We start from the raw sequence: 24313 nt of genomic DNA on the forward strand, positions 1-24313 counted from the left end.
AGACATCCACCATGGAGCCTTTGTCCGGATTTTTTTGCTGACACCATTTTATGTACTGCCATGCAAGAAAAAAGAGGTCTATACACCCCAGCGCATAATGGCCTCCTACCCGGTTCAGTTCCATACCGGCAGGGCTATTATCCTTCAAACCCTCAGTTGTATCAGTAGAAAGCCCATGCTTTTCAAAACCCTGTCCGGTCAGACAATAATCGGGCTGTGCGCCTTATTTGCCGCCACTTTTACGGCCATTACCAGCGAAGTTGCCCCTGTAGGGTTGCTGATAGATATGGCGAATTCCTTCCATATTACGGAAGGTAAAGCTGGTCTGGCCGTAAGCGCATATGCGCTGGTTGTGGCACTGGCGGCGGTGCCGCTTACCATTCTTACAGCCAGAATCAACCGCAAGACACTCATGCTTTGGGCTCTGATTGGCTATATCGCCTCTAATCTGATTGCCGCTTTGGCTCCTACCTTTGCCATTTTATGCTTGGGCCGTGCCGTGGGCGGGGCTGCCCATGCGCTTATGATGTCCATTGTTTCTGCCTATGCTGCGCACCTAGTACCCCCTCGCATGACAGGACGCGCCATTTCGTTTGTGTTTGGTGGCACATCGTTGGGGTCTGTTCTGGGGGTTCCCGGCACTGCTGCTATTGGGCAATTGGCAGGCTGGCGGGTTTCCATGATGGTGGTTACGGGTTTAGCCGCCATTCTAACCGTATGCATCGCGTTTTTTCTGCCCAAGGTGAATGCTTCCTCCAGTTCCGTGCATCTCCCTTCATTTCGCACCCCCGGCGTTGCTCGGGTTTTTGCGGTGGTGATTACCGTAAATACATTGTTCTTTCTGGGGCATAACCTTCTGTACACCTATGTTTCACCTCTGCTCATGTCTCATGGGTTGCCTGAAAGCGCGCTCAGCATTGCCCTGCTGGTTACAGGTGGCGTGAGTATTCTTGGGCTATGGGCTGCCGGACAGATGGTGGATTCCAAACCGGCACTTGGGCTGCTGGTAGCTGGCCTGATTACCGCATGTGGCATGGGTGCACTCTGCGGTTCTCTCCTTAGCGGATGGAGCGCGGTTGCGGCTGTTGGCCTATGGTGTGCCGGTTATGCCGCCCTTATCCCGGTTATTATGTCTGGCGCTATCCGTAGCCGCGCCACAACGGCTGATATTGCCGGTGCGGCCGTAAACGCCAGCAGCAATGTGGGTATTTTGTTTGGCTCTGCCGCAGGCGGAATGATTCTGAACACAGCTGGACTTTCTGTTTTACCGCCCATGGCTGTTGGTATTGTTATAATGGCTACAGCATTAGGGCTATGCAGCCCCGTTGCCTTCCCCCGCGTGTTGCATGATCATTCAGAATCTGAAAGCTGACACATAGCTGACGGTTATAAATCTTTCCCTTTAAGCACCAGTGGCAGCCCGGCTGCCACAAAAACAACTTGCCCTGCCTGTGCCGCTATCCGCTGGTGCAGGCGCCCTGCCTCATCCCTAAAACGGCGGGCCAAAGCGTTTTCCGGCACAATCCCCAACCCAACTTCATTGCCTACAAGAATGGTGGGGGCCAAGCGCTCCGGCAACACCTCCATCAGATAGTGTGTTGCCTCCTCAATATTTTGATCATCCAGCAACATATTGGTCACCCACAAGGTCAGGCAATCTACCAACACAGGCAGATGTGCATAGGTTTTTAACACCCATGCAATATCCAGCGGTTCCTCAACCGTTTGCCAACCCTGCTCTGTTCGGCTGGCCTTGTGGTGTTCAATACGCTCCTGCATTTCTGCATCAAATGCCCGACCAGTCGCCAGATAGATCCAAGGAGAAGGCAAGGCTGTCAGCATTGCTTCGGCTAAACCACTTTTTCCTGAACGTGCGCCCCCCAAAATCAGAACAGTGCCCTGCGCCCCTGTTTCTGTTGGATTGAGAGATAGGACACTCATGGTATATGCGCCTCACTATTTTTGTTTGCTTACATCCTTATAACAGCACAAAATCAACGGCATGCCATCATCTCCTTCTTTTTCTAACGCGCCACTCTGCCTTGGTTCCATGCAGGAGCTCAGAAGCCTGTGTAGCGACTTGCCGCAGACAGATAAGATGGCCCAAAACGCCATTGCCCAGCGCGAACAACAACTTACCAAGCCAGAAGGTAGCCTCGGCCGCCTTGAAGAACTTACAAGCTGGCTAGGGGGATGGCAGAAACGTGCCTCACCAAAGCTGGAAAATGTGCAGGTTTTGGTTTTTGCAGGAAACCACGGCGTAACGCAGCAAGGAATCTCCCTCTGGCCTTCTGATGTTACAGCTCAAATGGTCAGTAATTTCCGTAACGGAGGAGCTGCCATCAACCAGATAGCCAAAACAGTTGGCGCATCCTTACACGTTATTCCTGTGCATGATCTGCAACCTACGGCCGATTTTACGCATGCGGCCGCCATGACAGAGCAGAATTTTTTGCAAGCTGTCACACTTGGTTACAACGCCGTTTCATCTCACTGCGATCTCTTGTGCTTGGGCGAAATGGGTATTGGAAACACCACTGCCGCAGCCACTTTGGCAGCAGCCTTGTTTGAGGAAAGCGGCATCATCTGGGCCGGACGCGGCACCGGTGCGGATGATGCCGGATTGAAACGTAAAGCCGCAGTTATTGACGCAGCACTTAGCCTGCATCGGCAAGCATGTTCTGATCCATTAGAAGCTGCACGCTGTGTTGGCGGATACGAACTGGCGGCCACATTGGGCGCCACATTGGCTGCCAGGCATAAAAGCGTACCTGTTCTGTTAGATGGCTTTGTTTGCACGGCTGCGGCCGCACCTCTTGCACGCTTGCACGCTGATGGGCTGGCCCATACCTGCCTTTCACATTGCGCGACCATAACAGGACAAACACATCGCCTTGCCTCTTATGTGAATCTAGAACCTCTTTTGGGATTGGGCCTCAGGTTAGGAGAAGGTTCTGGCGCAGCGCTTGCAGTTTCTATCATACGGGCAGCGCTTGCCTGCCACACAGGTATGGCTACTTTTGCAGAAGCCGCTGTAAGCCAGAAAACATGACCTCTTCTGGCCGCCTTTCTATACCAGATACATTACGTTTACATCTGGCCTGTGGTGTTGGGCTTCTTACGCGCATACCTGTTGGCTGGCTGTTGCCATCTGCTTACAAAAACAGTTCCGCTTCTTGGCCCTTGGCACAATCCATCTGGTGCTGGCCTCTTATTGGTGCAGGCATTGGAATATGTACCGGTGGCCTGTCCGCAGTATTACAATGTCGCCATATTCCGCCTCTGGCAGCCGCAGGCATAGCTTTAGGGATGCAAATTCTTGTAACAGGCGGTCTTCATGAAGATGGCTTGGCCGATACCGCGGATAGTTCTGGCGGCATGACACCTGAACGCAAGCTGGAAATTATGCGTGACAGCCGTATTGGAAGTTACGGTGTTCTGGCTTTATGCTTGGCAATCTTAATACGCGCGGGCGTGCTTTCATCTATACATTCCATCGCACTGGCTTGCCTAATATGTGGCATTGCTGGCTGTCTGGCACGTGGCGCATTTTTGGTTGTTACAAAAACAATTCCACCGGCCCGGCCTGATGGTCTGGCACGATCACTTTACCCTTTGGCACAGCGCAATCTCACAATTGCTTTGGCTGTAATAATCTGTCTTTGCATTTTACTGACAGTATTTTTAATGCCAGCACCACTTACGGTAGCATGTTTACTAACATTTATAGTTTTTCCTATTCTACTGGCTTTGGCGGTAGCTTTGTTGATAGCCCGATATGCACAACGCAAACTTGGTGGCTACACAGGTGATATTCTGGGTGCCTGTGCCGTTATAACCGAATGCACGATCATGACGGCATTATCTGCGCTTTTTTATTAAAGCGTATGCCAAGCCTGCAAAGCTGCTTCTAACCTGTGCCATTGCACCTCGGAAGCTGGTAGCCCCATACGCAGCCAGTGCGCATTATAAGGAAAAATCCGGGTTACGATGCCTTGCTGACAAAGATGCTGCCATAACTCTGCTGCACGTTCACATTCTACCAACTCAAACAAAACAGCTTGGCCTTTATGGCTTAAGCCCGCTTTAGTCAGCAATTTTTTTAGGCGTAAACTGGCAGCATACAGTTTGGTTGATGTCTGTTTTAACCATTCCTTATCCTGCAAGGCTTGGCACCCAACTGCCAGCGCAATGGTACTAACGGGCCATGACCCTAATAAATCTCGCGCATATGCAGCCATACTGGGTTGAGCCAACAAAAACCCAAGCCGTACCCCGGGCAATCCATAAGTTTTTCCAAAAGAGCGTAAAACCAGTAAAGCTGGATGCGGCAGGGCAGATGCAACGCTCTGGCCAGTAATATCTGCAAAAGCCTCGTCCACCACCAACCAGCTTCCCGCTGCCTGACAGATATTGGCCAGATCCAGCAAGTGCAAGGCCCCTATCAAACGCCCATCAGGATTATTGGGATTACAGATAATACATACCGTATTTTTTTGCTGTGCCGCCAACTGTAGCTGAGCGAAATCAGGCACCTCGGATACCGGAATACCGTTCTTTTTCCATGCTTGCATATGTCCAGAATAAGTGGAGCCTAATATGCACGCGCGTTCTGCCTTCAGCACCCGTGGCAACAAAGCAATCAAGCTCTGGCTTCCTCCACCTGCAACCACCATGCTGGGGTCAGAAACACCATATGCTGTCGCAGCCGCCATCTGTAGCGCAGCTTCTTCTGCCTCCTCCGGTAATGTATGCAAAGCAGATAGATCAGGCAGTTTTGCCGGATAAGCAAAAGGGCTGATGCCTGTAGAAAGGTCTACAAATGGTTGCGGTGCGTTTGCAAACATCTGCATAACTTTTTGCACCTGCCCTCCATGTGCAGGAATATGGCTTGATGCTGATGAAGATTTTGAAGGCAACACAGAAACCGCAGGTGCCTGTTGCGGCGGATACCCCTTGCCTTCTTGCCGCTTTTCCCGCACGCCTGCATCTGCCATGCTGCTTTATCCTTTTTCTATAACCCTGCCCGTTGCCGCCATGGCTGCAGGGCTGGAAGCCTTGTGCGGATATCCTGCACCGCTGTTTGCTGCAATAAGCCACCCCGTTGTGTGGATTGGCTTCTTGATAAACAGGCTGGAGCGGACGTTCAACAGGCCAGAGTGGTCAGATACAGCACGCCGGATATCCGGTTTTTTCGCGCTGTTGCTGCTTGTCGGTATTCCCGTCGGGCTTACGATATTTATACTCCATATCGGTTATATGTTTCTGCCGCCGCTTTTCATGCTTGGTGTACAAGCCGTAGCGGCCTGCACACTGGTGGCCCAGAAATCTTTGTGGGTGCATGTCAAAGCAGTTGCCACAGCACTTCAACAGGCCGGATTAGAAGGTAGCCGCACAGCTGTAAGCCAAATTGTGGGGCGAGATACATCCGTACTGGATGAAACTGGCGTTGTGCGTGCCGCGCTGGAAAGTCTGGCAGAAAACTTCTCCGACGGCATTGTCGCGCCCTTATTTTGGACTGCACTGCTCGGCTTGCCCGGAACTGTATTTTACAAAGCCATTAACACGGCAGACAGCATGATCGGCCATCTTAACCCACGTTATGCTGCATTTGGCATGGCTGCTGCCAAAATGGATGATCTCATTAACCTGCCAGCTTCCCGCTTGGCCGCTTTGTGTATCCTGTTATCCACACGCCCCACACAGTGGCGCACGATTTGCTCCACCGTGTGGCGAGATGCCAGCCGCCATCGCTCCCCTAATGCTGGATGGCCTGAAACAGCTCTGGCCACTGCCCTTGGCGTAAAGTTTGGGGGCCCCCGCAATTATGCAGGAACTGTGGTTGATGATGGGTGGATTGGAGAAGGCACCACAACGGCCACCCTACATGATCTGGAGCGCGGCCTTATCCTTTACCGCAGGGCTTGTGGTATTCTGATAGGTGGGTTGCTGCTGGCCGCTATTGGCTGCATGATAAAGGCATGACAGCACCTTTTTTCTCACCTTCTTTTCAGAACCAATTAGAGCAACTGCTTATATGGCGGCGGGATGTGCGGCATTTTCGTACAACACCTGTGCCAACACCTGTATTGGATGAACTACTGGAAACAGCCTGCTTGGCACCCTCAGTCGGGCTAAGCGAGCCATGGCGCTTTGTGCTGGTAAATGATTCCAACCGCCGCGATGCCATCCGCAAGAACTTTATGCGCAGCAATACGCAAGAACTGGAAGGGCGAGAAGGAAAAGACGCCCAGCGTTATGCGCGGCTAAAACTTGCCGGGCTGGATGATGCCCCTCACCATATAGCCGTATTTTGTGAGACCAATCCTCAACAGGGACGTGGGCTTGGACGGGCTACTATGCCACAAACCACCACATGGTCTGCCGTTATGGCCATTCACACTTTTTGGTTGGCTGCTACGGCCCACGGCGTTGGGGTAGGATGGGTTTCCATCCTTAATCCACAGGAAGCACATGCAGCTTTAAGCGTAGAGCCCAACTGGCAGTTTCTGGCTTATCTATGTGTTGGCTTTCCGGAACAACATGCCAACACACCAGAGCTTGAACGCCGAGGGTGGGAAAAACGTAACCCTGCAAGAAGACAGTGGATTCAGCGTTAAAGTAGTTGTCGTTTTTTAAATACCAGCCGGTACAGTAGCCAACTGCAACAAAACATCTAGATCAATGTGCTGTTCCAGATGGTTTGCCAACGCATCCAGCGCTTGTTCTACACTCTGATCATGCTGCGCTGGTAAATCTGCCCCGGCAGCATACCATATGCCATCTGGTTGAAATGCAGCCCCACCTACGCGCGCAAGCAAAGCCATACGCGCAGCCCGGTGGTTAAAAATGCCATGCAGATAAGTGCCCCATACACGCCCATTTGCAGAAACGGCACCTTCCGGATGGTTATCCATGTATATCAAGGGGCTGTGGCAATCAGCCCCTGTTGTTTGGCCCACATGCATTTCGTATCCAGCAACTTTACTGCCTTCTGCCGCCAGTTTTCCTTCCTTGTGTTCTAGACTTTTATCTCGGCTTAAAACTGTATCAATTTTTAACAGCCCCAACCCTGCCGTCTGTCCTACAGCGCCTTCTGTTCCATAAGGATCAGCCACCGTAGCACCCAACATCTGATAGCCACCACAAATACCCATCACATAGCCGCCATTGGCAGCATGTTCTGCAATCTGCTTGTCCCATTTCTGTTCTTTCAAACAAGCAAGGTCAGATAATGTCGCTTTCGATCCGGGCAATATAATCAGATCGCATTCTGGCAAAGGCTCGCCACGTTTAGACAAGATAAGGTGCACACCGGGTTCTGCATACAGTGGATCCAGATCATCAAAATTGGCGATCATCGGCAAATGAGGCACAACAACACGTAGCGGCGCATTCTGATCTAAGTTTGCTTTTGAGTGCCTTACTGCATGCGCAAGTTTTTCATCCAGATCTGCGGCATCTTCTGCTGGCAGGGTTCTCACCTCTGGCAAATCCGGCACAAGCCCTAACGGCTGCCACCCTGTACGTTCGGCAATAAACTGCATGCCATCAGCAAACAGTGTTGGATCACCCCGCATACGGTTTACAATAAACCCTTTGATCCGTTGGGCATCTTTCTGACTTATAACAACTTGTGTACCCACAAGGCTGGCAATCACTCCGCCTCTATCTATATCTCCCACAAGCACAACCGGAGCATTTACAGCTTCTGCAAACCCCATATTGGCAATATCATGCGCTCGTAAATTTACTTCAGAAGCAGACCCAGCACCTTCTACCAAAACCAAGTCTGCCTTTGCGGCAAGTTTTACAAAGCTTTGCAAAACGGCTGGCATCAGAAGTGCTTTTCGGCTCTGATAATCCCGCGCTTTCACTGTTTCCTCAATCCGCCCCCGCACAACAAGCTGTGCGCCTGTCTCACCCTGTGGTTTGAGCAAAACTGGGTTCATATCAACGCTTGCAGGTACCCCACAGGCACGCGCCTGCAAAGCTTGAGCACGCCCAATTTCACCACCATCCCATGTTACAGCGGCATTATTGGACATATTCTGCGGTTTAAACGGCAAAACCCGCAGCCCTCGCCGGGTAAAGGCACGCGCAAGGCCTGCAACGAGTGTTGATTTTCCGACACTAGACCCTGTGCCCTGCACCATCAGAACACGGGTGCTCAAAACTCTATGCCTTCCTGCGCTTTTACACCCGCTTTGAAATGATGTTTCACCACTGTCATTTCAGTTACCAAATCAGCCGCTTCCAGCATGGCTTCCTTGGCATTGCGGCCTGTTACGGCAACGTGCAAGCTTGCCGGGCGTGCTGCAATATCTGCAAGAACTTGCTCCATAGGTAGGTAATCATACCTTAATGCAATGTTCAGTTCATCCAAGATCACCAACCCAACATCTGGGTTTGCCAACGCTTGTTGAGCAACATGCCATGCACGTTGGCATGCAGCAATATCCCGCGCCTTATCCTGCGTTTCCCACGTAAAACCTTCACCCAACGCGTGCCATTCTACCAAATCCTCAAAGCGTTCCAGCGCCTTGCGTTCTCCCGTATGCCACGCCCCTTTGATAAACTGCACAACAACAACACGCTGGCCATACCCCAACATCCGCAAAGCCAGACCAAACGCCGCAGTAGATTTTCCTTTTCCGGAACCTGTATTTACAATCAACAGGCCTTTTTCCACTGTTTTGCTGGCAACTTCTTTATCCTGCACAGCTTTGCGTTTTTGCATTTTGGTACGATGATGCTCTGCATCCTGTAATAATGCTGGCTTTTGCGGATCTGTCATACCTGGCACGGCTCTTCCTTTTTATGATGTGTCAAAAAATCTCTTTGAGTTGAAGCAAGTTCGTTCTTTTCTCCCACCATAAACAGGCGCGCAAAACCTTGCGGCATGGAAGGTGCGAGAAGGTGCGGTTTATACCCACCGGCAAAAGCGCTCAAAAGCCGTAATGGCCCTCCATGCGATAATACACACACATTTTCTTCACGTTGGCGCACTTCGCGCCAGAAACTCTGAATCCTCTGGTACAGGTCTTGCCCGCTTTCACCTTCTGGCGGTGCAAAACCTTCTGGATTTTGGGCCCATTCATCCAGCAATGTGCGATCTATGTCCTGCCAACGCACACCTTCCCACCGGCCAAAATTCAATTCCGCCAATCGGTGATCCACGCGTAGTTCCATGCCTGCACTTTGCGCCAAACGCTGCGCCATCTGCCAGCACCTTTGCGCAGGAGAGCTATATAACACCTGGCAAACAGCACCTTTAGCCAGAACAGAAAGCCCAGAAACAATACTCTCCCACCCTGGGCTAAGGGCAACATCCTGCCTGCCGTAACAAATGCCCTGCGCAACCTGAACAGGAGCATGCCTTACCAGCAACACGGGAAAAGATCGCATTTCAATATCTCCTTCTCACCGCCTGCCCCGGCTTTATCAGGACGGCAGAACACTTTGTGCATACCTTGTTATCACACAACTTTCCGCGTTCGTTTTTGCATATGCTCTTTTCATAAAGAGGAAGAGTTCAAAATATTCTGATTGGAACACCGTGCCAGAACATGAAAGAATGACCCAGAAACTAAGCCACGCTGGCCACCACATGCACCAAGGGGCGTACCATCCCCTGCGGCCAGATCTGCCAATGGCGCGTCCTCACCTTTATCCATAACCGTTGCATAATGGAATTCGTGCCCGCGTAAACGTGTGCCTGTGTGGCCCAAAACATTATCTGCCAGCAACGTGGCCTCACGATAGCCTAAATGCAATTTTCGACGCGCGAAGGACGTTACATGTCCTAGCAAACCTGCCATAGCATGTGTCTGCCCCTGCGCATCTTCCAATGCACGGCCCAAAACCATGTAGCCTCCGCACTCCCCATGTACAGGGTTCTTAAGCGCAAAATCCTGCAAGCCTTTTTTAAAATGCTCTGCTTGCGCAATCTGGCCTGCATAAAGTTCTGGATACCCCCCAGGTAACCAACAGGCATCGCAAGAGGTATCTGGCGCCTGATCGGCCAGTGGAGAAAACGGAACCAACTCCGCTCCCACTTTTCTCCAAAACAAAGAAAGATGCCCATATAAAAACGAAAAAGCAGCATCATCCGCCACGGCAATACGTTGGCCCGGAGGCGGAATACATGCTTCTGCCAGAGATACTGGATCAACCTTCTGTTCCGCCAGAGGAGCTGCTGCTTCCAGAATAGCATCCAGATCCAGTTCACGTTCTGCCTTATCTGCAAGGTCTGATAACCACCCTGCCAGATTGCCATGCTCACGTGCTTGCACTAATCCTAAATGCCGCTCTGGCAGTACCTCACCCTTTTGGCGCATAAGCGCCCCACAAACAGGCAGGTCTGCCATGGCCACAGCAGAGCGCGCCAAACGCTCATGCCGTTCGGATGCAACACGGTTGAGTACAACACCATGCACCTGCACAGCATCAGACCATCTCGCAAAGCCCTGTGCAATCGGCCCAACAGATTGACCTTGCCCAGAAACATCCAGAACCAGCAAAACAGGAATCCCAAATAGAGCTGCAATATCAGAAGGTGCACCACGTGCATTTTTTGGGGCCATTAATCCATCAAACAACCCCATTGCAGATTCCACCACAACCACGTCAACCTCTTTAGCAGCGGCATTCATGATACCAGCCAGCAAATTTGCAGGCATGCACCAGCTATCCAAATTAAGAGGTGGCCGATGTGTGATAGCTGCATGAAAAGCGGGATCTATATAATCTGGGCCAGTTTTAACGGCCCCTACCCGTAATCCTCGGCGTTGAAAAGCCGCCAGCAATGCGAGTGTAACCGTTGTTTTGCCACCGCCAGAACGAGGAGCGGCAACCATAATAATACGAGGGGCTGTCATGCCTCATTTTCCTCATCCAGAACACAGGCCACACTATTCCCCTGTGGGTGCCACAAACCTCGCCGCCATACATCGGCAAACCGTGCACGCATAGCTTCCCGCGCTGCTGGGTTTTCCTGTTTTAAAAATGCATCACACGCGGCATTTCCCAATGTTTGGGCAAAAACCAGATCGAATTGCCTATCAAACCGTTGGGGCAATGTGGCTGCAAATCCGTGTAATGCATCTAATCCGCGCGCCATTTCTGCCGCACCCGCGTATCCGTGCTGCTGCATACCTTCAATCCATTGCGGGTTAGCCAACCGTCCGCGCACAATACGCGCCACTTCCTGCGCTGCTGTTCGCAACCGAGGCATATCTGGCCGAGATGTATCACCATGTAATATGGTTGGTGTTGCGCCCAATGTAGCGGCCGCAGCAGAAAGGCCGCCTTCATGCGCAGCTATATCCGGGCTTTCCAAAATATCGGTTTCAGCATTGTCCTGCACATGCAGCACAGCTTCTGCTTGCCCCACCAAATTGGAAAGAGCCTGCATATCCTGCTGTCCATCTCGCCCACCACCATATGTCCATGATGAACCTTCCAGCCAAGCTGTTCCAAGTTCCTGCGTATGAGCCCAAGATCCCGCATTCAGGCGTTCCTCAATGCCTGTGCCGTAATTACCAACCGCAGCACCAAAAATACGAGCCGTAGCCCGCTTTCGGGCCTCTCCTTTCAGCCCTTTGGCAGATGCCGCCAAAGGATTCCATTCGGCAGGTTCATTCCGTTCCACAACAGCCGCTACAGCCTGATCAAACAGGGCAATCTGATCTGCAAAAGCATCACGAAATAGGCCAGAAACACGCAACGTTACATCTACTCTTGGCCGGTCCAGCACTGGCAAAGGAATAATCTCAAACCCACAAACATGCCCTGTGCCAGCGGTGCGCTGCACCTCTACTCCCATAAGACGCAAGGCAAGGGCCATATCCTCTCCGCCGGTGCGCAAACTGGCAGAACCCCACATATCCATAATCATATGTGTTAGATGTTCACCCTGTTCCTGCAAATACCTTGTCAGCAAAAGCTTTTCCATTTTCTCGGCCAACACCATGGCAGAAGGTGTGGGCAATGCGCGAGGGTCTACGGTAAACAGATTGCGCCCTGTAGGCAGCACATCCACCCGCCCACGGGTTGGCGCACCGGCTGGGCCGGGTGCTATAAAACGTCCATCTAATGCGGCAAGCAGGGCGTGTGCCTCTGCTTGCCCGCTTTGCATGATTTTATGCGCCACTTCAGACATGAAAACAGTATCCGCCTGCCGCCCGCATGCCTGTGCAATAATTTGCACCAGTTTTTTGGATTGTACGGCTGGTTTGCCAAAAACATGCAAACCATCACGAATTTGCAGATCTTTTACATCGCACAAATAGGCATCAAGCCGCGCAAGCGCTTCTGCCTCATCCATTTCTCCGGGGCGCACGCCGCTTTCAGCCAACACACCCGTGCGCACAGCTTTTTCTAAAATATCAGCACGTAGCAAGGCGCCTCGGCGGGGGTCTAGACCGTCCGCTTCAGCGTATTCATCAATCAGCCGTTCGAGTTCCTGCGCATCTACTGAAAGTTCCGCCTGCATGACAGGAGGCGTCATATGGCCGATAATAACAGCACCCAAACGCCGACGCGCAGCTGCGGCCTCACCCGGATTATTGACAATAAACGGATAAATAACCGGCACATCACCCGTCAGCACAACTGGCCCACAGGATGGAGACAACGCCACAGCCTTACCAGGCAACCATTCCAGCGTGCCGTGCGTGCCCAAATGCACCATGGCATCCAGCTTTTTTACATGTTGCAACCACAAGTAAAATGCAACGTATGCATGGCATGGAGGTGTGTCTGGATCATGATACAGCGCTTTACGATCCGCTACTGCCCCTCTATCTGGCTGCACTGCCAGAGAAATATTGCCCAACTGGATGTAACGCTGACAAAACACGCCATCTTTTACATTGGCATCGTGTTCGGGATCACCCCATGCTGCAAAAACAGATTTTACAAAATCCGGATCTAAATATGCCAAAAACTGACGATACAGCTCTGTATCAAGAACAGGCTTTGAACTGCCACCAACAAGTGCTGCGGCAAGGGCTTTTGCATCAGGAACATTTTCTGATCCTGTATAATAACCTGCCTTATGCAAGAGCGTGAGAATGGAAGATGTAGATGCAAAACCATCTAACCCCACAGCATGCGCTATATGGGCCCCAGATTTTTCGAGCCCTGCACCTGGGTAGTCAGATAGAATAATAGATATTTTTTTGTCTGACTGCGCCATTTTCCGCAATTTAGCCCATGCAATTGCACGGCCTGCCACCAACTTTATACCCGGTTTATAAGGTTCTCTAAATGCAGGCTGTCCGGGCTGTGCATCTTTTCTGAAAGAAATTGGAAATGTTGCAATTGTGCCGTCCAGTTCTGGCAATACCACTTGCATGGCCATATCCGCCCGCGCCAGACCCCGTGGGCTTTCTTGCCACAAAGCCTGTGTGCACCCCGGCTGCAGAAGCTGCAAAATAGGCGCATCGGCCACATCCAATGGTGAAAAACCATTCTGGCTTCGTGCAGAAAAACACGTTGCATCCAGAACAACATCAGGTTTTACACGTTGTAGATAATAACTTACATCATCAGAAACATTAGGATCTTTCAAAGATGTAACATATACAATATCTACAGCACAGCCACGTTGAGCCAGTTCTTCTGCCAAACATTCCGGCCCTGCCACGTCTCCTACCAGCAAATGCGCGCGATAAAGAAGTATCACTGCTTTTATCTGCACCTGAACTGGCATGACGGTAGAAGGATAAGAACGATATACGCCCCATGCAGGCAATGCTTTAGGATGTGTCCCTTTATCTTCCTGCATCCCTGCCAGTGCAGACATAACTTCCAATGCTGCGCAGATGTTATCCGGCCCTCCTTGTTGGAAAAAACCGTTTAACCGCGCGTAATGTTCTGCGGAAATAGTGGAAAGTTCTGCCAGCCGTCCATCATCTCCGGTATGTACTGCCTGTTCCCGTACATCAGAAACAGAACTTTGTGATGTATCACCGGGTAACAAAGCCAGCGGCACGCCTGTTTCACGGCTCCATGCCGCCAGTTCTTCTGCCCCATAACGCCAGTAATCCAAACCACCCAACAGCCGCACCACAACACAGCGCGCTTTTTGCAATGTGGTTTCAATGTACAAATCGATCGACATAGGATGGCGTAATCTTGCCAGGCTTGTGACCTGCAAGGTGGGAAGCACTATGCCTTCTTCAGTTTGAGCACGTAGCAAGGTTTCTGCATGGCGCAGGGCCAGAAGATCACTTTCTGTAAAAGAAAGTACAACAAGATCAGCAGAGGGAAGATTAAGATCCTCTGCCATTTCCTGTTCATCGAGCGTCCGGTTTTCCCGCACCAAAAGATGCATAAGCCTACTCCATCCTTAATCAGGCCGTTACCAAGGTGCCGCCAAGAGCCTTGGCTATGGATGCAGCATCCAGCCCCTTTTGCCCGATCACGACAATGCGGCCTTCTCGTTTTTCGTTAGCGGAAAGAGGACGATCAAATTCGTGCCGGAAACGCACCCCCACCCCCTGCACAGCCAAACGCATAGCCTTGCCTGCTACCGCTGCAAAACCTTTCATGCGCAGTACATCATAACGGCGCGCCGTATCCTGCAAGAGCGTTAAAAACTGCTCGACGCTGTGCTGCTCAGGCACGCGCACGACAAAACTTTCAAAGTCATCATGTTCGTGTTCGCCATCCTCTGCATCATGATGAGAAGGACGCGCAGCCAAGTCTGCTTCTGCCGCTGCCCCAATCCCAAGCAATATGGCTGGATCCACCTTGCCTTCTGTGGCACGCACAATCTGAACTGGGCGTGGTGCCGTGTAGCGGATTTCATCTTCAACACGTGTCAGCGCATCTGCATCCAGCAGATCTGTCTTGTTTAACACCACAAGATCTGCGGCATTAATCTGATCTTCAAAAACTTCTGCTAATGGGTTGTCATGATCCAAGGAAGGATCTGCGGCACGCTGCTGGGCAATAGCTTCAGGATCATCTGCAAAACGGCCTGCTGCCACTGCTGGTGCATCTACTACCGTTATCACGCCATCAACTGTCATGCGGTTACGCACTGTTGGCCAACCAAAAGCCTTGAGCAATGGTTTAGGCAGTGCCAAACCAGATGTTTCAATAACCACATGTTCCGGTGGATCAGCCCGATCTAGCAGAGCTTCCATGGTTGGCAGAAAATCATCTGCTACCGTGCAGCACAAGCAACCGTTGGTCAGCTCTACAATGTCATCTTCCTTGCAGCCTTCCACTCCGCATCCGCGCAGGATTTCCCCATCAATGCCAAGGGAACCAAATTCGTTCACCACCACGGCAATACGGTGCCCTGCAGCACGCTGAAGCAGATTACGCAAAAGGGTTGTTTTACCTGCCCCTAAAAAACCAGTGATAATGGTTACAGCCACGCGAGATGCGATTGTCATGAAGGCTCCTGTTCATCATAAAGTTGTGCGGGAACACGCCCCAACACCATATTGGAAAGAGATGCCGGACGGCGCGAAGGCATGACTGTTCCCCGCGCAGACTTTGCATAGAGTTGGGCATAAGCCAGCAGATCTTCTGCTTTTTCTGTCCCCAAATGTCCTAATAACCATGTCCAACGCTCTGGCATAGCAATGGCTGCAGTGCATCCGCGATCGCAGGCTGCCAAACACTGAACCTGACGCAGCAGAACGGGAGCTTCCTGCCCAGTAGCTTCTGCTTCCTGCACCAAGGCCTGTAAACGTGCATATAGCTGGGCACCCGGCGGTTGATCCATAGCAGGCCCACCGCGCCGACACGTGACACACACATGCAAAACAGGACGATTCTGAGGTGATTTTTGAGAAGAATCGGGAGCTTCGGCCATGCTGTATCCCTGAAATAACCGCCATTCTCAAAGAACAGCCGCTTGACGGGGTGCAGACACCCGGCGCCTCTACCTCAGAGATAAGCAGAGGAAATATACCCTATGGTACATCTATGCCTGCCGGGCACCCCGCCAGCAGCAACGCCAGAACTTAATAATAACTAAGGCCCACCAACATGCTTACGCATACTGGCACCAATGGCAGGTTTCCTGGCTTGTACCCACATATACCCCAGCCTATAGGCCAGAACATAAAACGGCGCTCCCTACCTTCCCAGCCTGCATGCAGACCAGTGGTTGAGGCCCGAAAGCCCTTACGGAACACCATGGGTAACTTACAGTTGCGGGGGCAGCGACGGCCTTGCACCGTTCTTCCCTTTTCATCCCGTAAAGGACACCATTAGCCGGTGCACAATGCGCATAAGCGGCCTTTGCTTTCAACCCGCAGTTTTATGACCTCACAACTTTAAGCTCTACCATCCGAAACAAGATTGAGGCTTCACGCTAATGTTCCTGTGCTTTGTAGCTTTATTTCCATTATTGACGCGCAAAACAGCTATGTTATATTCGTATGAATATACTTTATATATCAAATATTCTTTTGCTAACAAATGAGGATTCCATGACTTCTCCACGCGTTCTGCCCACACTGGATGAAACGCGTTTTTCAGACATGGCGCTTACCTTCCGTATTATGCGGTTAGCCACAGTCTGGCGCACGCAACTGGACAGGGCCTTGCGCCCCCATGGCATGACATTAGCCAGTATGCGCCCGATGGCTTATTTGATGATGATGCCCGATGGAGCCACGCAAAGTGATCTTGCAGCCGCCATGAACGTGGATTGTTCTGCACTGGTGCGTATTCTGGATTTGCTGGAAAAACAAAAGCTGATCACACGCCAACAGGATATGCCGGACCGGCGCGCCAAAAAGCTTGTGCTCACACCTGCAGGGCAAGAAAGATGTGTGCTGTTTCACACTATTTCTGCACAGCTTGAACAGAATGTCCGCCAGAACCTCACGGAAGACCAAGTGCGTAGCTTAATTCATGATCTTTCCTGCATGCTGGAAACACATCATGAACGCTAGATCCGAGCAAAGCAGTAACACACTATCTTCCTTTAACGCTGTGTTCTCCCGCTGCTTACCTGCCCTTTTTTCTGATGAAGCCCAGTGGAATGCCTTTAAGGCTACCGCAGGCTATTCTGCCCGCGTCTTTTTATGCATTGGCATTGCCGTTTTTCTGGCGTTCATGTTCCAGCTTCACTCTCCCCTCAGTGCAGCCACAACTGTTCTTATTGTGGCAAATCCAACTGTAGGGGCTATGGTTTCCAAAAGCGTATGGCGTGTTATCGGCACAGTTATTGGTGCCGTTATCAGCATTGGCATTATGGCTATATTTGTACAGTCCCCTGTTCTGTATTTTGCGGCTCTTTCTGTTTTTGTCGGAATAGCCTGCATGGTCGCCACATTCCTGCGCTTTTTTCGCGCCTATGCTGCTGTATTAACCGGTTATACAATTGTTATTATTGCCGCACCTGCTTTTGCGGACCCAGACAATATTTTTCTTTCTGCAATGGGGCGACTTTCTGCCGTAGTAACCGGCGTGGTGGTAACGGCTTGTGTATTTATGGTAACAAGCCCCCGTAAACCCAGTGCTGTCATGGAAAAACTGGGCAACGCCTTTCGTGACACCATTCTCCACGCAAAAAACTTTCATGCACAGGAAGGTATTTCTTCTCACCCAGAAGAAAATACGGAAAAAGAAAACAATCCTTCCGAAATAACAGATACTACAACCACAGGCACAGCATTCCGTAGCCTGCCGCAACCTCTTTATGATAGCCGCAGCCGCCTTCTGGCGGGTATGGCAGGATTAACACCAGCCATAGAATTTGCCGCAGCAGATGACCCCGACATGCAGGCCCGTATTTCCAACCTGCGCTTGGCACTTAACCGTTTAACCGGGCTTATTGTCAGCTATCATCCTTATTGGCTCAATCTCTCTTTGGTAGATGCGCAATCACGCCCTGTGCATCAGTATGTTGCCGAAACATTAGAGCAGATTCTGCACCTTACAGAACAACCCGGCTGGCTGGAAAACCCCGCCCCGGTTTCTGCCTGCCTGCATGAATGCCTGAAAAATCTGGAACAACTTTCACGCAACAATCCGGCACCCAGTTTGCTGGCCACATTGGATAATACGCGTGATATTTTGGTACAGATAGATCTTGCCCTATACGATCTTACAAGCCTGCGCCGCGATCGTGAATCTTTCCACACACGCCAATATCTGGAATGGCCTGTAGCCTTGCGCAATGGTGTGCGCGGCATGTTCATTGCACTTCTGGCTGGCATGCTGTGGTATGTGTTCCACTGGAGCGCAGGCCCTATGCTGATTTTGTATGTAGTTGCCGCATCAAGCCTGCTTTCAACAGCTCCCTCCGCCGGTAAAGCAAGCCCCATGATGGCAACAGGCACCATGTTGGCTGTGCCTATGGGTTTTTTATGCCATTCCCTGTTTCTGCCTCGTATAGATGGCTACCCGCTTTTATGGCTAACTCTCTGCCTGTTTCTACTACCTGGTGTATGGCTGCAATTTCACCCGCGCTACAGCATTGGTGCATTTGGATATGCAGTGTTTTTCACCATGCTGCTCTCTATTAACAACCCTATTATTTATAATGATCTCGCACTCACCAATAACTGGATAACCATGGTAGCAGCCTGCATACTTCTGGTGCTGGTTTTCCGGGTTATTCTGCCGCCAGACCATCGGTTGGATGCTGCGCGGCTGGTTTCTTCCCTTACACGCAGCCTGCAACAACTTGCTCTTTCCCACAGTAACAAGCCCGTGCAATGGATTGCATGGGAAGGTCTCCAACTTCAAAAAATCACGCGGCTGATGATGCGTCTTTCCTTTATTCCTTCCGGAATAGACCGACAGGGCTATACAGATGCAGCCTTTGCAACACTTTCTCTAGGTCGGCTAATTTTACGCCTGCGCTGGAATGCAGAACATACCAAACTTGATGCGCAAGCTCACGCTACTCTTGAAAATGCATTAAAAGCCTTTGCCCTATTGCGGCATACCCCACTGGCTACGGCAGATGCTCTGGAGCAGGCTGCTGCAATTCTCCATACCACCGCCACAGATCAGAATGGCGCCTCCCTTATGCGGGATAGAACCATCTCCTGCCTCGTGCAAGCAGCGGGCATTATCCGCGCCATTCCCGGGTTTTATGGCAAATACGGCCCCATCCATCGCTCTGTAGATGAGGTTGGGGCAAATGCCTCTGTTTCTACACTTATGGAGTCTACTTCTGTGGGATGAAATAAAGAAAAAAGTTTCCTAAAATAAAAGTCATGATGATGAATTTAATTTTATCTAAATTTTCTTTTTATAGAGAACTTCTGCTCTGCCATTTACTTAATGCTTAAGTCATCACTCATAACAAGAAGTATCTGGCATGGCATATTCCGACACCTCGCCTCCGGTGACATACCGAAGAGCCAACCCAGCCCCATTAGGCTTAATGGGCTTTGGGTTAACAACCGTTCTTCTCAATTTACATAATGCAGATCTGGTACCTATGGGTTCTGCCATTCTGGCCATGGGGCTAACATTTGGGGGTGTTGCCCAAATTCTGGCGGGAATGCTGGAATATGGCAATGGCAATACCTTTGGCATGACAGCTTTTAGCGCCTACGGTGCTTTCTGGCTTTCGTTCGTGGCACTTATTGGCCTACCTCATACTGGCATTGTGGATGCCAGTAGCCCTAACCTTGTAGGAAGCTACCTACTCGCGTGGGGATTGTTCACATTTATCATGTTTATTGCCACGCTGCGTGCCTCACGGGCGCATCAGATTATTTTTCTAAGCCTGACAGTTCTATTCGCTCTCCTTGCCGCGGGTGATATGCTGGCTATGCCAGTTGTTACACAGTTTGCTGGGTATGAAGGATTGTTCTGCGGTTTTTCCGCCATCTATCTCGCTGCTGCTGAAATTCTGGAGGAAGCCTTTGGATATGCAGTACTGCCGATTGGCAAACCTGCACCGGCTTCCATAGCTTTCCGAACTGCAGCCGCCTAAACACCCCAAAAACATTATGCCCCGCAGCACAAAATGCTCCGGGGCGACATGTTTGCATTACTTCTCAAAACAATTTTGAGCTTCCTGCTTATTCACTTCCGCCAAAGTTGGCGGCATCCACACAGGCTGGTTATCTTTATCAATCAAACGTGCCCGAATTCCCTCTACAAAATCTGGCCGGGCCACCATATGGCGCACCATATTTTCCTCCAGCACAAAAGCTGCATGTAACGAGGAAGCAGCACGTGCCTGGTGCCATCCATACCATGCTACCTGCACAGAAAACGGACAAGCACGTGATAAAGCTTCAAGATCCTCTTGCGCCTCTTCTGATCCGTCCGCTTTCAATTTTTCAATAACCTGCAAGATATCTGGCGCATCATAACAGGAATCCAAATTTTGCACGTCCAGACTTTCAGGCTGGGAATGAAAGCGGCTGAATACATGCTCTGCACTTTCAACGCTCAATGTTTCTCTTAAATCTATAAGAGAAGCCGATGAAACCAGAACATCTGCAAACCCCATGGCTATGGCCTCTGCTCCGTTCAGGCGCCCACCGGTAACGGCACGCCGTAAACCAGAAAAACCAGGCGCACGTGCTAATAACCAGCTTCCTCCTGCATCGGGAGCCAAACCAATAGCCGTTTCCGGCATAGCCAACACAGATGCTTCCGTAACCACCCGATACCGCACATGGCCACCCAAGCCGATACCACCCCCCATAGCTACGCCATCTAAAAAGGAAACAATGGGTTTTTTGTAATCTGCCAACAACAGCATCACATCATATACGCGCTTCATCAGTTCATATGCCGCCAATGCCCCTTGGGCTTTCAGACGATCATAAATGGCGCGTAGGTCTCCCCCCGCACAAAAGGCACGCGGGCTGCTGCTTTCCAGAAGAATGGTATGGACGGAAGGATCATGCCGCCACATTTCCAAAGCGGCTTTTACGCCGTTGGCTATACTGATATCAACGGCATTCAACCGTTTGGGACGGTCTAAAATAATACGTCCCAGATGCCCTTCCTGCTGCATTGTTACGCCAGATACGGCGGAAAGAATTTGCTCTGTCATTGCTTTCCTCTTTATTTCGTGCACAAACACGTACGAACCATCTTTGATTGATTTAAGGAGAGCAGATGTTGGCTCCGGAGACCAGCGCCTACCGCGATGCCATGGCCCGACTTGGCGCAGCTGTGAACATTGTTACAACAGGAACGCTAGAAAACCCCGTTGGTTTTACAGCCTCCGCAGTGTGTTCCGTAACAGATACCCCACCTACGCTCTTGGTCTGCCTGAACCGTGGAAGCCGTGCCAGACAGGCTTTTCATGAAGGTAGCGCATTATGCGTAAACGTGCTGGCATCTACCCAGCAGCATCTCTCTAACCTTTTTGCCAGCCCCAACTCCATGCAGGAGCGATTTGCCACTGGGCATTGGAGCGCCTTGGCAACAGGCGCACCTGTACTGGAAGAAGCTGTGGCCTCGTTTGACTGCAAGATCAGCCAGATTGTAGAAGTTGGCACACACAGCGTAATGTTTGGTATTGTGCAAGCGTTACGCACCCATGCAACCGCACATGGGCTTGTTTATTTTAATAGAATGTATCACGCTCTGCCCCATACTCCAGCCCTAAAGCCCTAAGGGCTTTAGGCATACAATCAAGGTGTTGAAACATGTCACAGGATTATCATGATGATTATCCAGTAAAAGGGGATGATGATTATATCCCGTTTATTACTGTCAAAGCCCTGATTATCATGCATGTTGTGCTGCTAGCAGTCGTAGCTTTATGGTCTTGGCTGGATTGGTCCTTGCCGCAGTAACAAGGGCTAGCCAGATTTTTTAGCCGCCCCGCAAGCGGCAAAACAGACTGGCGGTTATAAATACACCGCCACCTAACGCTGCAATCCAAAATGCTGTAGGGCAATTGGTGTACCAAGCCAACACCAAACCCAACCAAGCTTCCAGCAACGCAAGTAACGTTGCAATGCCCATTCCCAATAAGGGTGAAAAACCCATACGCAAACTTGCTGCAGCAGGCGCAATCATAAGCGTAAATACCAGCAAAACACCTGTGATCTGGGCACATTGCGCTGTAGCTACAGCAACAATCATGAGAAAAAGAATATCAAGCAGGCGCATATTCACACCCCGCGCCTCTGCCTGCTCTGGCTGAAGCGATGCAAAAAGAAGCGGCCTTGCCACAAATGCCAGCGCTATCAAACAAGCTACGGAAAGAACACCCAGCCAGCCTAACATAGAAGACCCGATACCCAGAATATCACCAAAAAGCAATGCTGTGGCTGAACTGGCAGAATGGGTTAGAAAATGCAGGCACAGCGCCCCAAAACCCATGGCGACAGAAAGCACTAGTCCGATTGTTACGTCTCGGCCTACCAGCCTATCTCCCGCCAACCCTATGGCAACACCGCCACCAACAGCACCAAGCCCAAGTCCAAGCAAAGCGGGCTGACCTAACAGAAGGGCTGCAGCGGCTCCGGCAAATCCTACGTGCGAAAGCGCATGACTGGCAAAGCTTTGCCCACGCAAGACAAGAAACCACCCCACAGGCCCACACACCAGCGCCGCCAAAAACGCCGCCAGAAAAGCGGTGCGCATAAATTCATACTCAAGCATCAAGCACTATGCCCCACGCACATACAGGACTGAAGTGATGCCCCACCACCTTCTGCCACAACAAATAATCTGTTTCCCGCCTTAATCACCTCAACCGGTGCGCCGTAAAGTGCACTGAGTGTTTGGGTTGTCATCACATCTTCCACGCGCCCCAGCACTGCCTTGCCATGCGCCATGTAAAGAACATGATCCATCAACCCCATAAGAGGGTTGATATCATGGGTAGACATGAGCACCGTTATATTCCTGTCTCGTGCCAGTGTATGAATACGTTCTGCTGTTTCACGCATACGAGCAGGATCTAGGCTGGCCAAAGGCTCATCAAGCAACAAGATATGTGGATTATCCAGCAATGCCTGCGCCAACATGAGCCGCTGCCTTTCTCCCCCGGAAAGGGAGCCTACCGGTCGCCGCGCCAGATCCTGCGCATCTACTGCGGCCAAAGCTGCATCAATATCCGCTCTAGCCTGTTTGCCGTAAAATGGCAGGCCCCATTTCCAGCCCTGCTGCGCTGCGGCAACTGTGCTCCAGCCGCTAAGTTGTGCAGCCACCATAGCGCGCACCTGCGGCATATACCCTATAGGCATACGGCCCTTTTGCACCGGCTGGCCTTCTATCCATATTTGGCCAGCCGAAAGTTTTTCCAACCCCAGAAGAGTTCTAAACAGGGTTGTCTTTCCAGCCCCATTTCCACCCAAAACAGCTACAAAACTGCCTGTAGGAATTGTAAAACTGATATTATCCAGCACTGTTTTTTTCTGGCGTAACAGAGTTACGCCAGCCACTTGCACAGCAGAAGATGACATTACGGCGCAACACCAAGCAAATGCGCAACTTGCGTAAGAGTTGAACTGATCCATATTTGCCAATGCGTATCCTGCGGCATAATTTCCGCTAGCGGCAGAATAGGCACATCTGCTTTATGGGCCAGATCTATCAAACGTTTGCTGGCTGGCTCTTCCACCTGCACATTATAGGCAAGTAGCCGTAGTTTTTTTTGAGCAAGATCTTGCTCAAATGCAGCAACAGCAACAGGTGGAGGTTCAACATCATTCATGATTGCAATCTGAAAGGCATTTTCCTTCATGTCCAAACCAAGGTAACTGGCCAGCGGGGTAAATAGAGGTTCTGTTGCGGCCACAGCCATACCTTGCACATGCGGGCGTAATGCTGCGGCCTGGGCCTGTACGCTGGCAATATCAGCCCCCAACTTCCGAGCCCGCTCAGCATATGCTTTTGCGTGTGCTGGATCTGCTTGCTCGCACGCTTTTCCAAATCTTTGAGCAAAATCTGCCACAGCGTTCAAATCATACCATAAATGGGCATTCCCGCCCTCGTGCCACCCAGACCATGTATCTGCACGCACATACCGCGCCTGCGGTAAAGCAGAAGCCTGCACCAAGTGATCCATCCATGCATCGTATCCCGCACCATTGGCTACAACCAACGTAGCATCCGCCACACGCCGCGCATCATCCGGTGTAGGAGCATATAAATGCGGATCAACAGCAGGTGATACAAGTATAGATGTCACGTGCATGTCTGGCTCAGCAATCTGCGCAGCCAAGTCCCCCCATGTATTTTCTGCCGCCACAACAGACAAAGGGCGCGCGGTCGCACTACCTGCTGTGCCCATGGTTGCAAAACCAAGCACAGTCACCATGCCCAACAACATCCGGCGTGAAGTGCCTTTTGTTTTCATCAATTCCATACGCGTTATCCTACCATGCTTGAATGC

At 51.0% G+C, this 24313-nt stretch carries 23 protein-coding genes and 1 riboswitch; of the genes, 10 read left to right on the top strand and 13 right to left on the bottom strand.

Translation table 11 applies throughout. The features are described 5' to 3' along the window. Positions 1 to 175: 175 nt before the first annotated feature. A complete protein-coding gene (locus DS739_RS10995) occupies positions 176 to 1372 on the top strand; it encodes an MFS transporter (RefSeq protein WP_035352335.1) in 1197 nt (398 codons plus the stop codon). Positions 1373 to 1386: 14 nt separating this feature from the next. Here DS739_RS10995 and cobU read toward each other — a convergent pair whose 3' ends face one another. Then, a complete protein-coding gene (gene cobU, locus DS739_RS11000) occupies positions 1387 to 1941 on the bottom strand; it encodes a bifunctional adenosylcobinamide kinase/adenosylcobinamide-phosphate guanylyltransferase (RefSeq protein WP_006117323.1) in 555 nt (184 codons plus the stop codon). A 61-nt stretch (positions 1942 to 2002) separates the two neighbouring features. Between cobU and cobT the strand changes: the two genes are divergently transcribed. Both cobT and cobS read left to right on the top strand, forming a co-directional pair. Further along, positions 2003 to 3052, top strand: coding sequence for a nicotinate-nucleotide--dimethylbenzimidazole phosphoribosyltransferase (gene cobT / locus DS739_RS11005; RefSeq protein WP_006117322.1), 1050 nt, complete (start codon positions 2003 to 2005; stop codon positions 3050 to 3052). Next, positions 3049 to 3882: an adenosylcobinamide-GDP ribazoletransferase gene (gene cobS / locus DS739_RS11010; protein WP_006117321.1), complete on the top strand. Its 834-nt coding sequence runs from the start codon at positions 3049 to 3051 to the stop codon at positions 3880 to 3882. Before cobT ends, cobS begins: the two co-directional genes overlap by 4 nt. On the opposite strand, the gene cobD is transcribed toward cobS, so the two are convergent. Then, on the bottom strand, positions 3879 to 4997 hold the full coding sequence (gene cobD / locus DS739_RS11015) for a threonine-phosphate decarboxylase CobD (protein ID WP_006117320.1): 1119 nt from the start codon (positions 4995 to 4997) through the stop codon (positions 3879 to 3881). The genes cobS and cobD overlap by 4 nt on opposite strands. Here cobD and cbiB point away from each other — a divergent pair. Together cbiB and bluB are read left to right on the top strand one after the other, a co-directional pair. Then, positions 4996 to 5985, top strand: coding sequence for an adenosylcobinamide-phosphate synthase CbiB (cbiB, locus tag DS739_RS11020; protein WP_035352337.1), 990 nt, complete (start codon positions 4996 to 4998; stop codon positions 5983 to 5985). The two genes, cobD and cbiB, sit on opposite strands and share 2 nt — an antisense overlap. Then, positions 5982 to 6620 carry a 5,6-dimethylbenzimidazole synthase gene (bluB, locus tag DS739_RS11025; protein WP_035352339.1) on the top strand — a complete coding sequence of 213 codons (639 nt, stop codon included), beginning with the start codon at positions 5982 to 5984 and terminating at the stop codon, positions 6618 to 6620. The genes cbiB and bluB overlap by 4 nt, the downstream gene beginning before the upstream one ends. Before the next feature lie 15 nt (positions 6621 to 6635). On the opposite strand, the gene DS739_RS11030 is transcribed toward bluB, so the two are convergent. The 7 genes from DS739_RS11030 to DS739_RS11060 form a co-directional block, all read right to left on the bottom strand. After that, on the bottom strand, positions 6636 to 8156 hold the full coding sequence (locus tag DS739_RS11030; RefSeq protein WP_035352368.1) for a cobyric acid synthase: 1521 nt from the start codon (positions 8154 to 8156) through the stop codon (positions 6636 to 6638). Between the two features lie 14 nt (positions 8157 to 8170). Next, positions 8171 to 8797 (bottom strand): cob(I)yrinic acid a,c-diamide adenosyltransferase, encoded by a 627-nt coding sequence (gene cobO, locus DS739_RS11035; protein WP_035352341.1) that lies wholly within the window; start codon positions 8795 to 8797, stop codon positions 8171 to 8173. After that, positions 8794 to 9408 (bottom strand): histidine phosphatase family protein, encoded by a 615-nt coding sequence (locus tag DS739_RS11040; RefSeq protein ID WP_006117315.1) that lies wholly within the window; start codon positions 9406 to 9408, stop codon positions 8794 to 8796. The genes cobO and DS739_RS11040 overlap by 4 nt, the downstream gene beginning before the upstream one ends. 110 nt (positions 9409 to 9518) lie before the next feature. Continuing rightward, positions 9519 to 10880, bottom strand: a complete 1362-nt coding sequence (locus tag DS739_RS11045; protein ID WP_006117314.1) for a cobyrinate a,c-diamide synthase — start codon at positions 10878 to 10880, stop codon at positions 9519 to 9521. Next, on the bottom strand, positions 10877 to 14341 hold the full coding sequence (gene cobN / locus DS739_RS11050) for a cobaltochelatase subunit CobN (protein WP_006117313.1): 3465 nt from the start codon (positions 14339 to 14341) through the stop codon (positions 10877 to 10879). Before cobN ends, DS739_RS11045 begins: the two co-directional genes overlap by 4 nt. Before the next feature lie 19 nt (positions 14342 to 14360). Beyond that, positions 14361 to 15413, bottom strand: coding sequence for a cobalamin biosynthesis protein CobW (cobW, locus tag DS739_RS11055; RefSeq protein ID WP_006117312.1), 1053 nt, complete (start codon positions 15411 to 15413; stop codon positions 14361 to 14363). Beyond that, positions 15410 to 15838, bottom strand: coding sequence for a DUF1636 domain-containing protein (locus DS739_RS11060; RefSeq protein ID WP_035352343.1), 429 nt, complete (start codon positions 15836 to 15838; stop codon positions 15410 to 15412). Before DS739_RS11060 ends, cobW begins: the two co-directional genes overlap by 4 nt. Before the next feature lie 182 nt (positions 15839 to 16020). Continuing rightward, positions 16021 to 16255: riboswitch (cobalamin riboswitch) on the bottom strand. 154 nt (positions 16256 to 16409) lie between these two features. On the opposite strand from DS739_RS11060, the gene DS739_RS11065 reads away from it, so the two are divergent. The 3 genes from DS739_RS11065 to DS739_RS11075 all read left to right on the top strand — a co-directional run bounded on the left by DS739_RS11065 (position 16410) and on the right by DS739_RS11075 (position 19933). Beyond that, positions 16410 to 16928 (top strand): MarR family winged helix-turn-helix transcriptional regulator, encoded by a 519-nt coding sequence (locus DS739_RS11065; protein ID WP_006117311.1) that lies wholly within the window; start codon positions 16410 to 16412, stop codon positions 16926 to 16928. Further along, complete coding sequence (locus tag DS739_RS11070) at positions 16918 to 19173, top strand: FUSC family protein (RefSeq protein WP_050793171.1); 2256 nt, start codon at positions 16918 to 16920, stop codon at positions 19171 to 19173. The genes DS739_RS11065 and DS739_RS11070 overlap by 11 nt, the downstream gene beginning before the upstream one ends. Before the next feature lie 136 nt (positions 19174 to 19309). Then, on the top strand, positions 19310 to 19933 hold the full coding sequence (locus DS739_RS11075; RefSeq protein WP_006117309.1) for an acetate uptake transporter: 624 nt from the start codon (positions 19310 to 19312) through the stop codon (positions 19931 to 19933). A 57-nt stretch (positions 19934 to 19990) separates the two neighbouring features. Here the strand turns inward: DS739_RS11075 and DS739_RS11080 are convergent, their stop codons facing one another. After that, positions 19991 to 21010 (bottom strand): enoyl-CoA hydratase/isomerase family protein, encoded by a 1020-nt coding sequence (locus DS739_RS11080; RefSeq protein WP_035352348.1) that lies wholly within the window; start codon positions 21008 to 21010, stop codon positions 19991 to 19993. A gap of 65 nt (positions 21011 to 21075) precedes the next feature. On the opposite strand from DS739_RS11080, the gene DS739_RS11085 reads away from it, so the two are divergent. Beyond that, positions 21076 to 21579, top strand: coding sequence for a flavin reductase (locus DS739_RS11085; RefSeq protein WP_006117307.1), 504 nt, complete (start codon positions 21076 to 21078; stop codon positions 21577 to 21579). 32 nt (positions 21580 to 21611) lie between these two features. Next, complete coding sequence (locus tag DS739_RS14325) at positions 21612 to 21761, top strand: hypothetical protein (protein ID WP_162853393.1); 150 nt, start codon at positions 21612 to 21614, stop codon at positions 21759 to 21761. Positions 21762 to 21780: 19 nt separating this feature from the next. On the opposite strand, the gene DS739_RS11090 is transcribed toward DS739_RS14325, so the two are convergent. Genes DS739_RS11090 through DS739_RS11100 form a run of 3 tightly spaced genes read right to left on the bottom strand, consistent with a single transcriptional unit; the run spans position 21781 to position 24286 of the window. Then, complete coding sequence (locus DS739_RS11090) at positions 21781 to 22575, bottom strand: metal ABC transporter permease (RefSeq protein ID WP_035352349.1); 795 nt, start codon at positions 22573 to 22575, stop codon at positions 21781 to 21783. Further along, a complete protein-coding gene (locus DS739_RS11095; RefSeq protein ID WP_035352350.1) occupies positions 22575 to 23381 on the bottom strand; it encodes a metal ABC transporter ATP-binding protein in 807 nt (268 codons plus the stop codon). The genes DS739_RS11090 and DS739_RS11095 overlap by 1 nt, the downstream gene beginning before the upstream one ends. Then, positions 23381 to 24286 carry a metal ABC transporter solute-binding protein, Zn/Mn family gene (locus DS739_RS11100; protein WP_035352351.1) on the bottom strand — a complete coding sequence of 302 codons (906 nt, stop codon included), beginning with the start codon at positions 24284 to 24286 and terminating at the stop codon, positions 23381 to 23383. Before DS739_RS11100 ends, DS739_RS11095 begins: the two co-directional genes overlap by 1 nt. Positions 24287 to 24313 lie beyond the last annotated feature (27 nt).

It is taken from the genome of Acetobacter sp. JWB (genome assembly GCF_003323795.1).
GTDB lineage: Bacteria > Pseudomonadota > Alphaproteobacteria > Acetobacterales > Acetobacteraceae > Acetobacter > Acetobacter oryzifermentans.

Excerpts from the sequence above, each read along its gene's own strand:
- DS739_RS11045 (WP_006117314.1), bottom strand. The coding sequence starts at position 10,880 with ATGACAGCCCCTCGTATTATTATGGTTGCCGCTCCTCGTTCTGGCGGT.
- cobO (WP_035352341.1), bottom strand. The coding sequence starts at position 8,797 with ATGACAGATCCGCAAAAGCCAGCATTATTACAGGATGCAGAGCATCAT.
- DS739_RS11100 (WP_035352351.1), bottom strand. The coding sequence starts at position 24,286 with ATGGAATTGATGAAAACAAAAGGCACTTCACGCCGGATGTTGTTGGGC.
- DS739_RS11030 (WP_035352368.1), bottom strand. The coding sequence starts at position 8,156 with ATGGTGCAGGGCACAGGGTCTAGTGTCGGAAAATCAACACTCGTTGCA.
- DS739_RS11090 (WP_035352349.1), bottom strand. The coding sequence starts at position 22,575 with ATGCTTGAGTATGAATTTATGCGCACCGCTTTTCTGGCGGCGTTTTTG.
- DS739_RS11095 (WP_035352350.1), bottom strand. The coding sequence starts at position 23,381 with ATGTCATCTTCTGCTGTGCAAGTGGCTGGCGTAACTCTGTTACGCCAG.
- cbiB (WP_035352337.1), top strand. The coding sequence starts at position 4,996 with ATGCTGCTTTATCCTTTTTCTATAACCCTGCCCGTTGCCGCCATGGCT.
- DS739_RS11080 (WP_035352348.1), bottom strand. The coding sequence starts at position 21,010 with ATGACAGAGCAAATTCTTTCCGCCGTATCTGGCGTAACAATGCAGCAG.
- DS739_RS11075 (WP_006117309.1), top strand. The coding sequence starts at position 19,310 with ATGGCATATTCCGACACCTCGCCTCCGGTGACATACCGAAGAGCCAAC.
- bluB (WP_035352339.1), top strand. The coding sequence starts at position 5,982 with ATGACAGCACCTTTTTTCTCACCTTCTTTTCAGAACCAATTAGAGCAA.
- DS739_RS11070 (WP_050793171.1), top strand. The coding sequence starts at position 16,918 with ATGAACGCTAGATCCGAGCAAAGCAGTAACACACTATCTTCCTTTAAC.
- cobU (WP_006117323.1), bottom strand. The coding sequence starts at position 1,941 with ATGAGTGTCCTATCTCTCAATCCAACAGAAACAGGGGCGCAGGGCACT.
- cobN (WP_006117313.1), bottom strand. The coding sequence starts at position 14,341 with ATGCATCTTTTGGTGCGGGAAAACCGGACGCTCGATGAACAGGAAATG.
- DS739_RS11085 (WP_006117307.1), top strand. The coding sequence starts at position 21,076 with ATGTTGGCTCCGGAGACCAGCGCCTACCGCGATGCCATGGCCCGACTT.
- DS739_RS11040 (WP_006117315.1), bottom strand. The coding sequence starts at position 9,408 with ATGCGATCTTTTCCCGTGTTGCTGGTAAGGCATGCTCCTGTTCAGGTT.
- DS739_RS14325 (WP_162853393.1), top strand. The coding sequence starts at position 21,612 with ATGTCACAGGATTATCATGATGATTATCCAGTAAAAGGGGATGATGAT.
- cobW (WP_006117312.1), bottom strand. The coding sequence starts at position 15,413 with ATGACAATCGCATCTCGCGTGGCTGTAACCATTATCACTGGTTTTTTA.
- DS739_RS11065 (WP_006117311.1), top strand. The coding sequence starts at position 16,410 with ATGAATATACTTTATATATCAAATATTCTTTTGCTAACAAATGAGGAT.
- cobS (WP_006117321.1), top strand. The coding sequence starts at position 3,049 with ATGACCTCTTCTGGCCGCCTTTCTATACCAGATACATTACGTTTACAT.
- DS739_RS11060 (WP_035352343.1), bottom strand. The coding sequence starts at position 15,838 with ATGGCCGAAGCTCCCGATTCTTCTCAAAAATCACCTCAGAATCGTCCT.
- DS739_RS10995 (WP_035352335.1), top strand. The coding sequence starts at position 176 with ATGCTTTTCAAAACCCTGTCCGGTCAGACAATAATCGGGCTGTGCGCC.
- cobD (WP_006117320.1), bottom strand. The coding sequence starts at position 4,997 with ATGGCAGATGCAGGCGTGCGGGAAAAGCGGCAAGAAGGCAAGGGGTAT.
- cobT (WP_006117322.1), top strand. The coding sequence starts at position 2,003 with ATGCCATCATCTCCTTCTTTTTCTAACGCGCCACTCTGCCTTGGTTCC.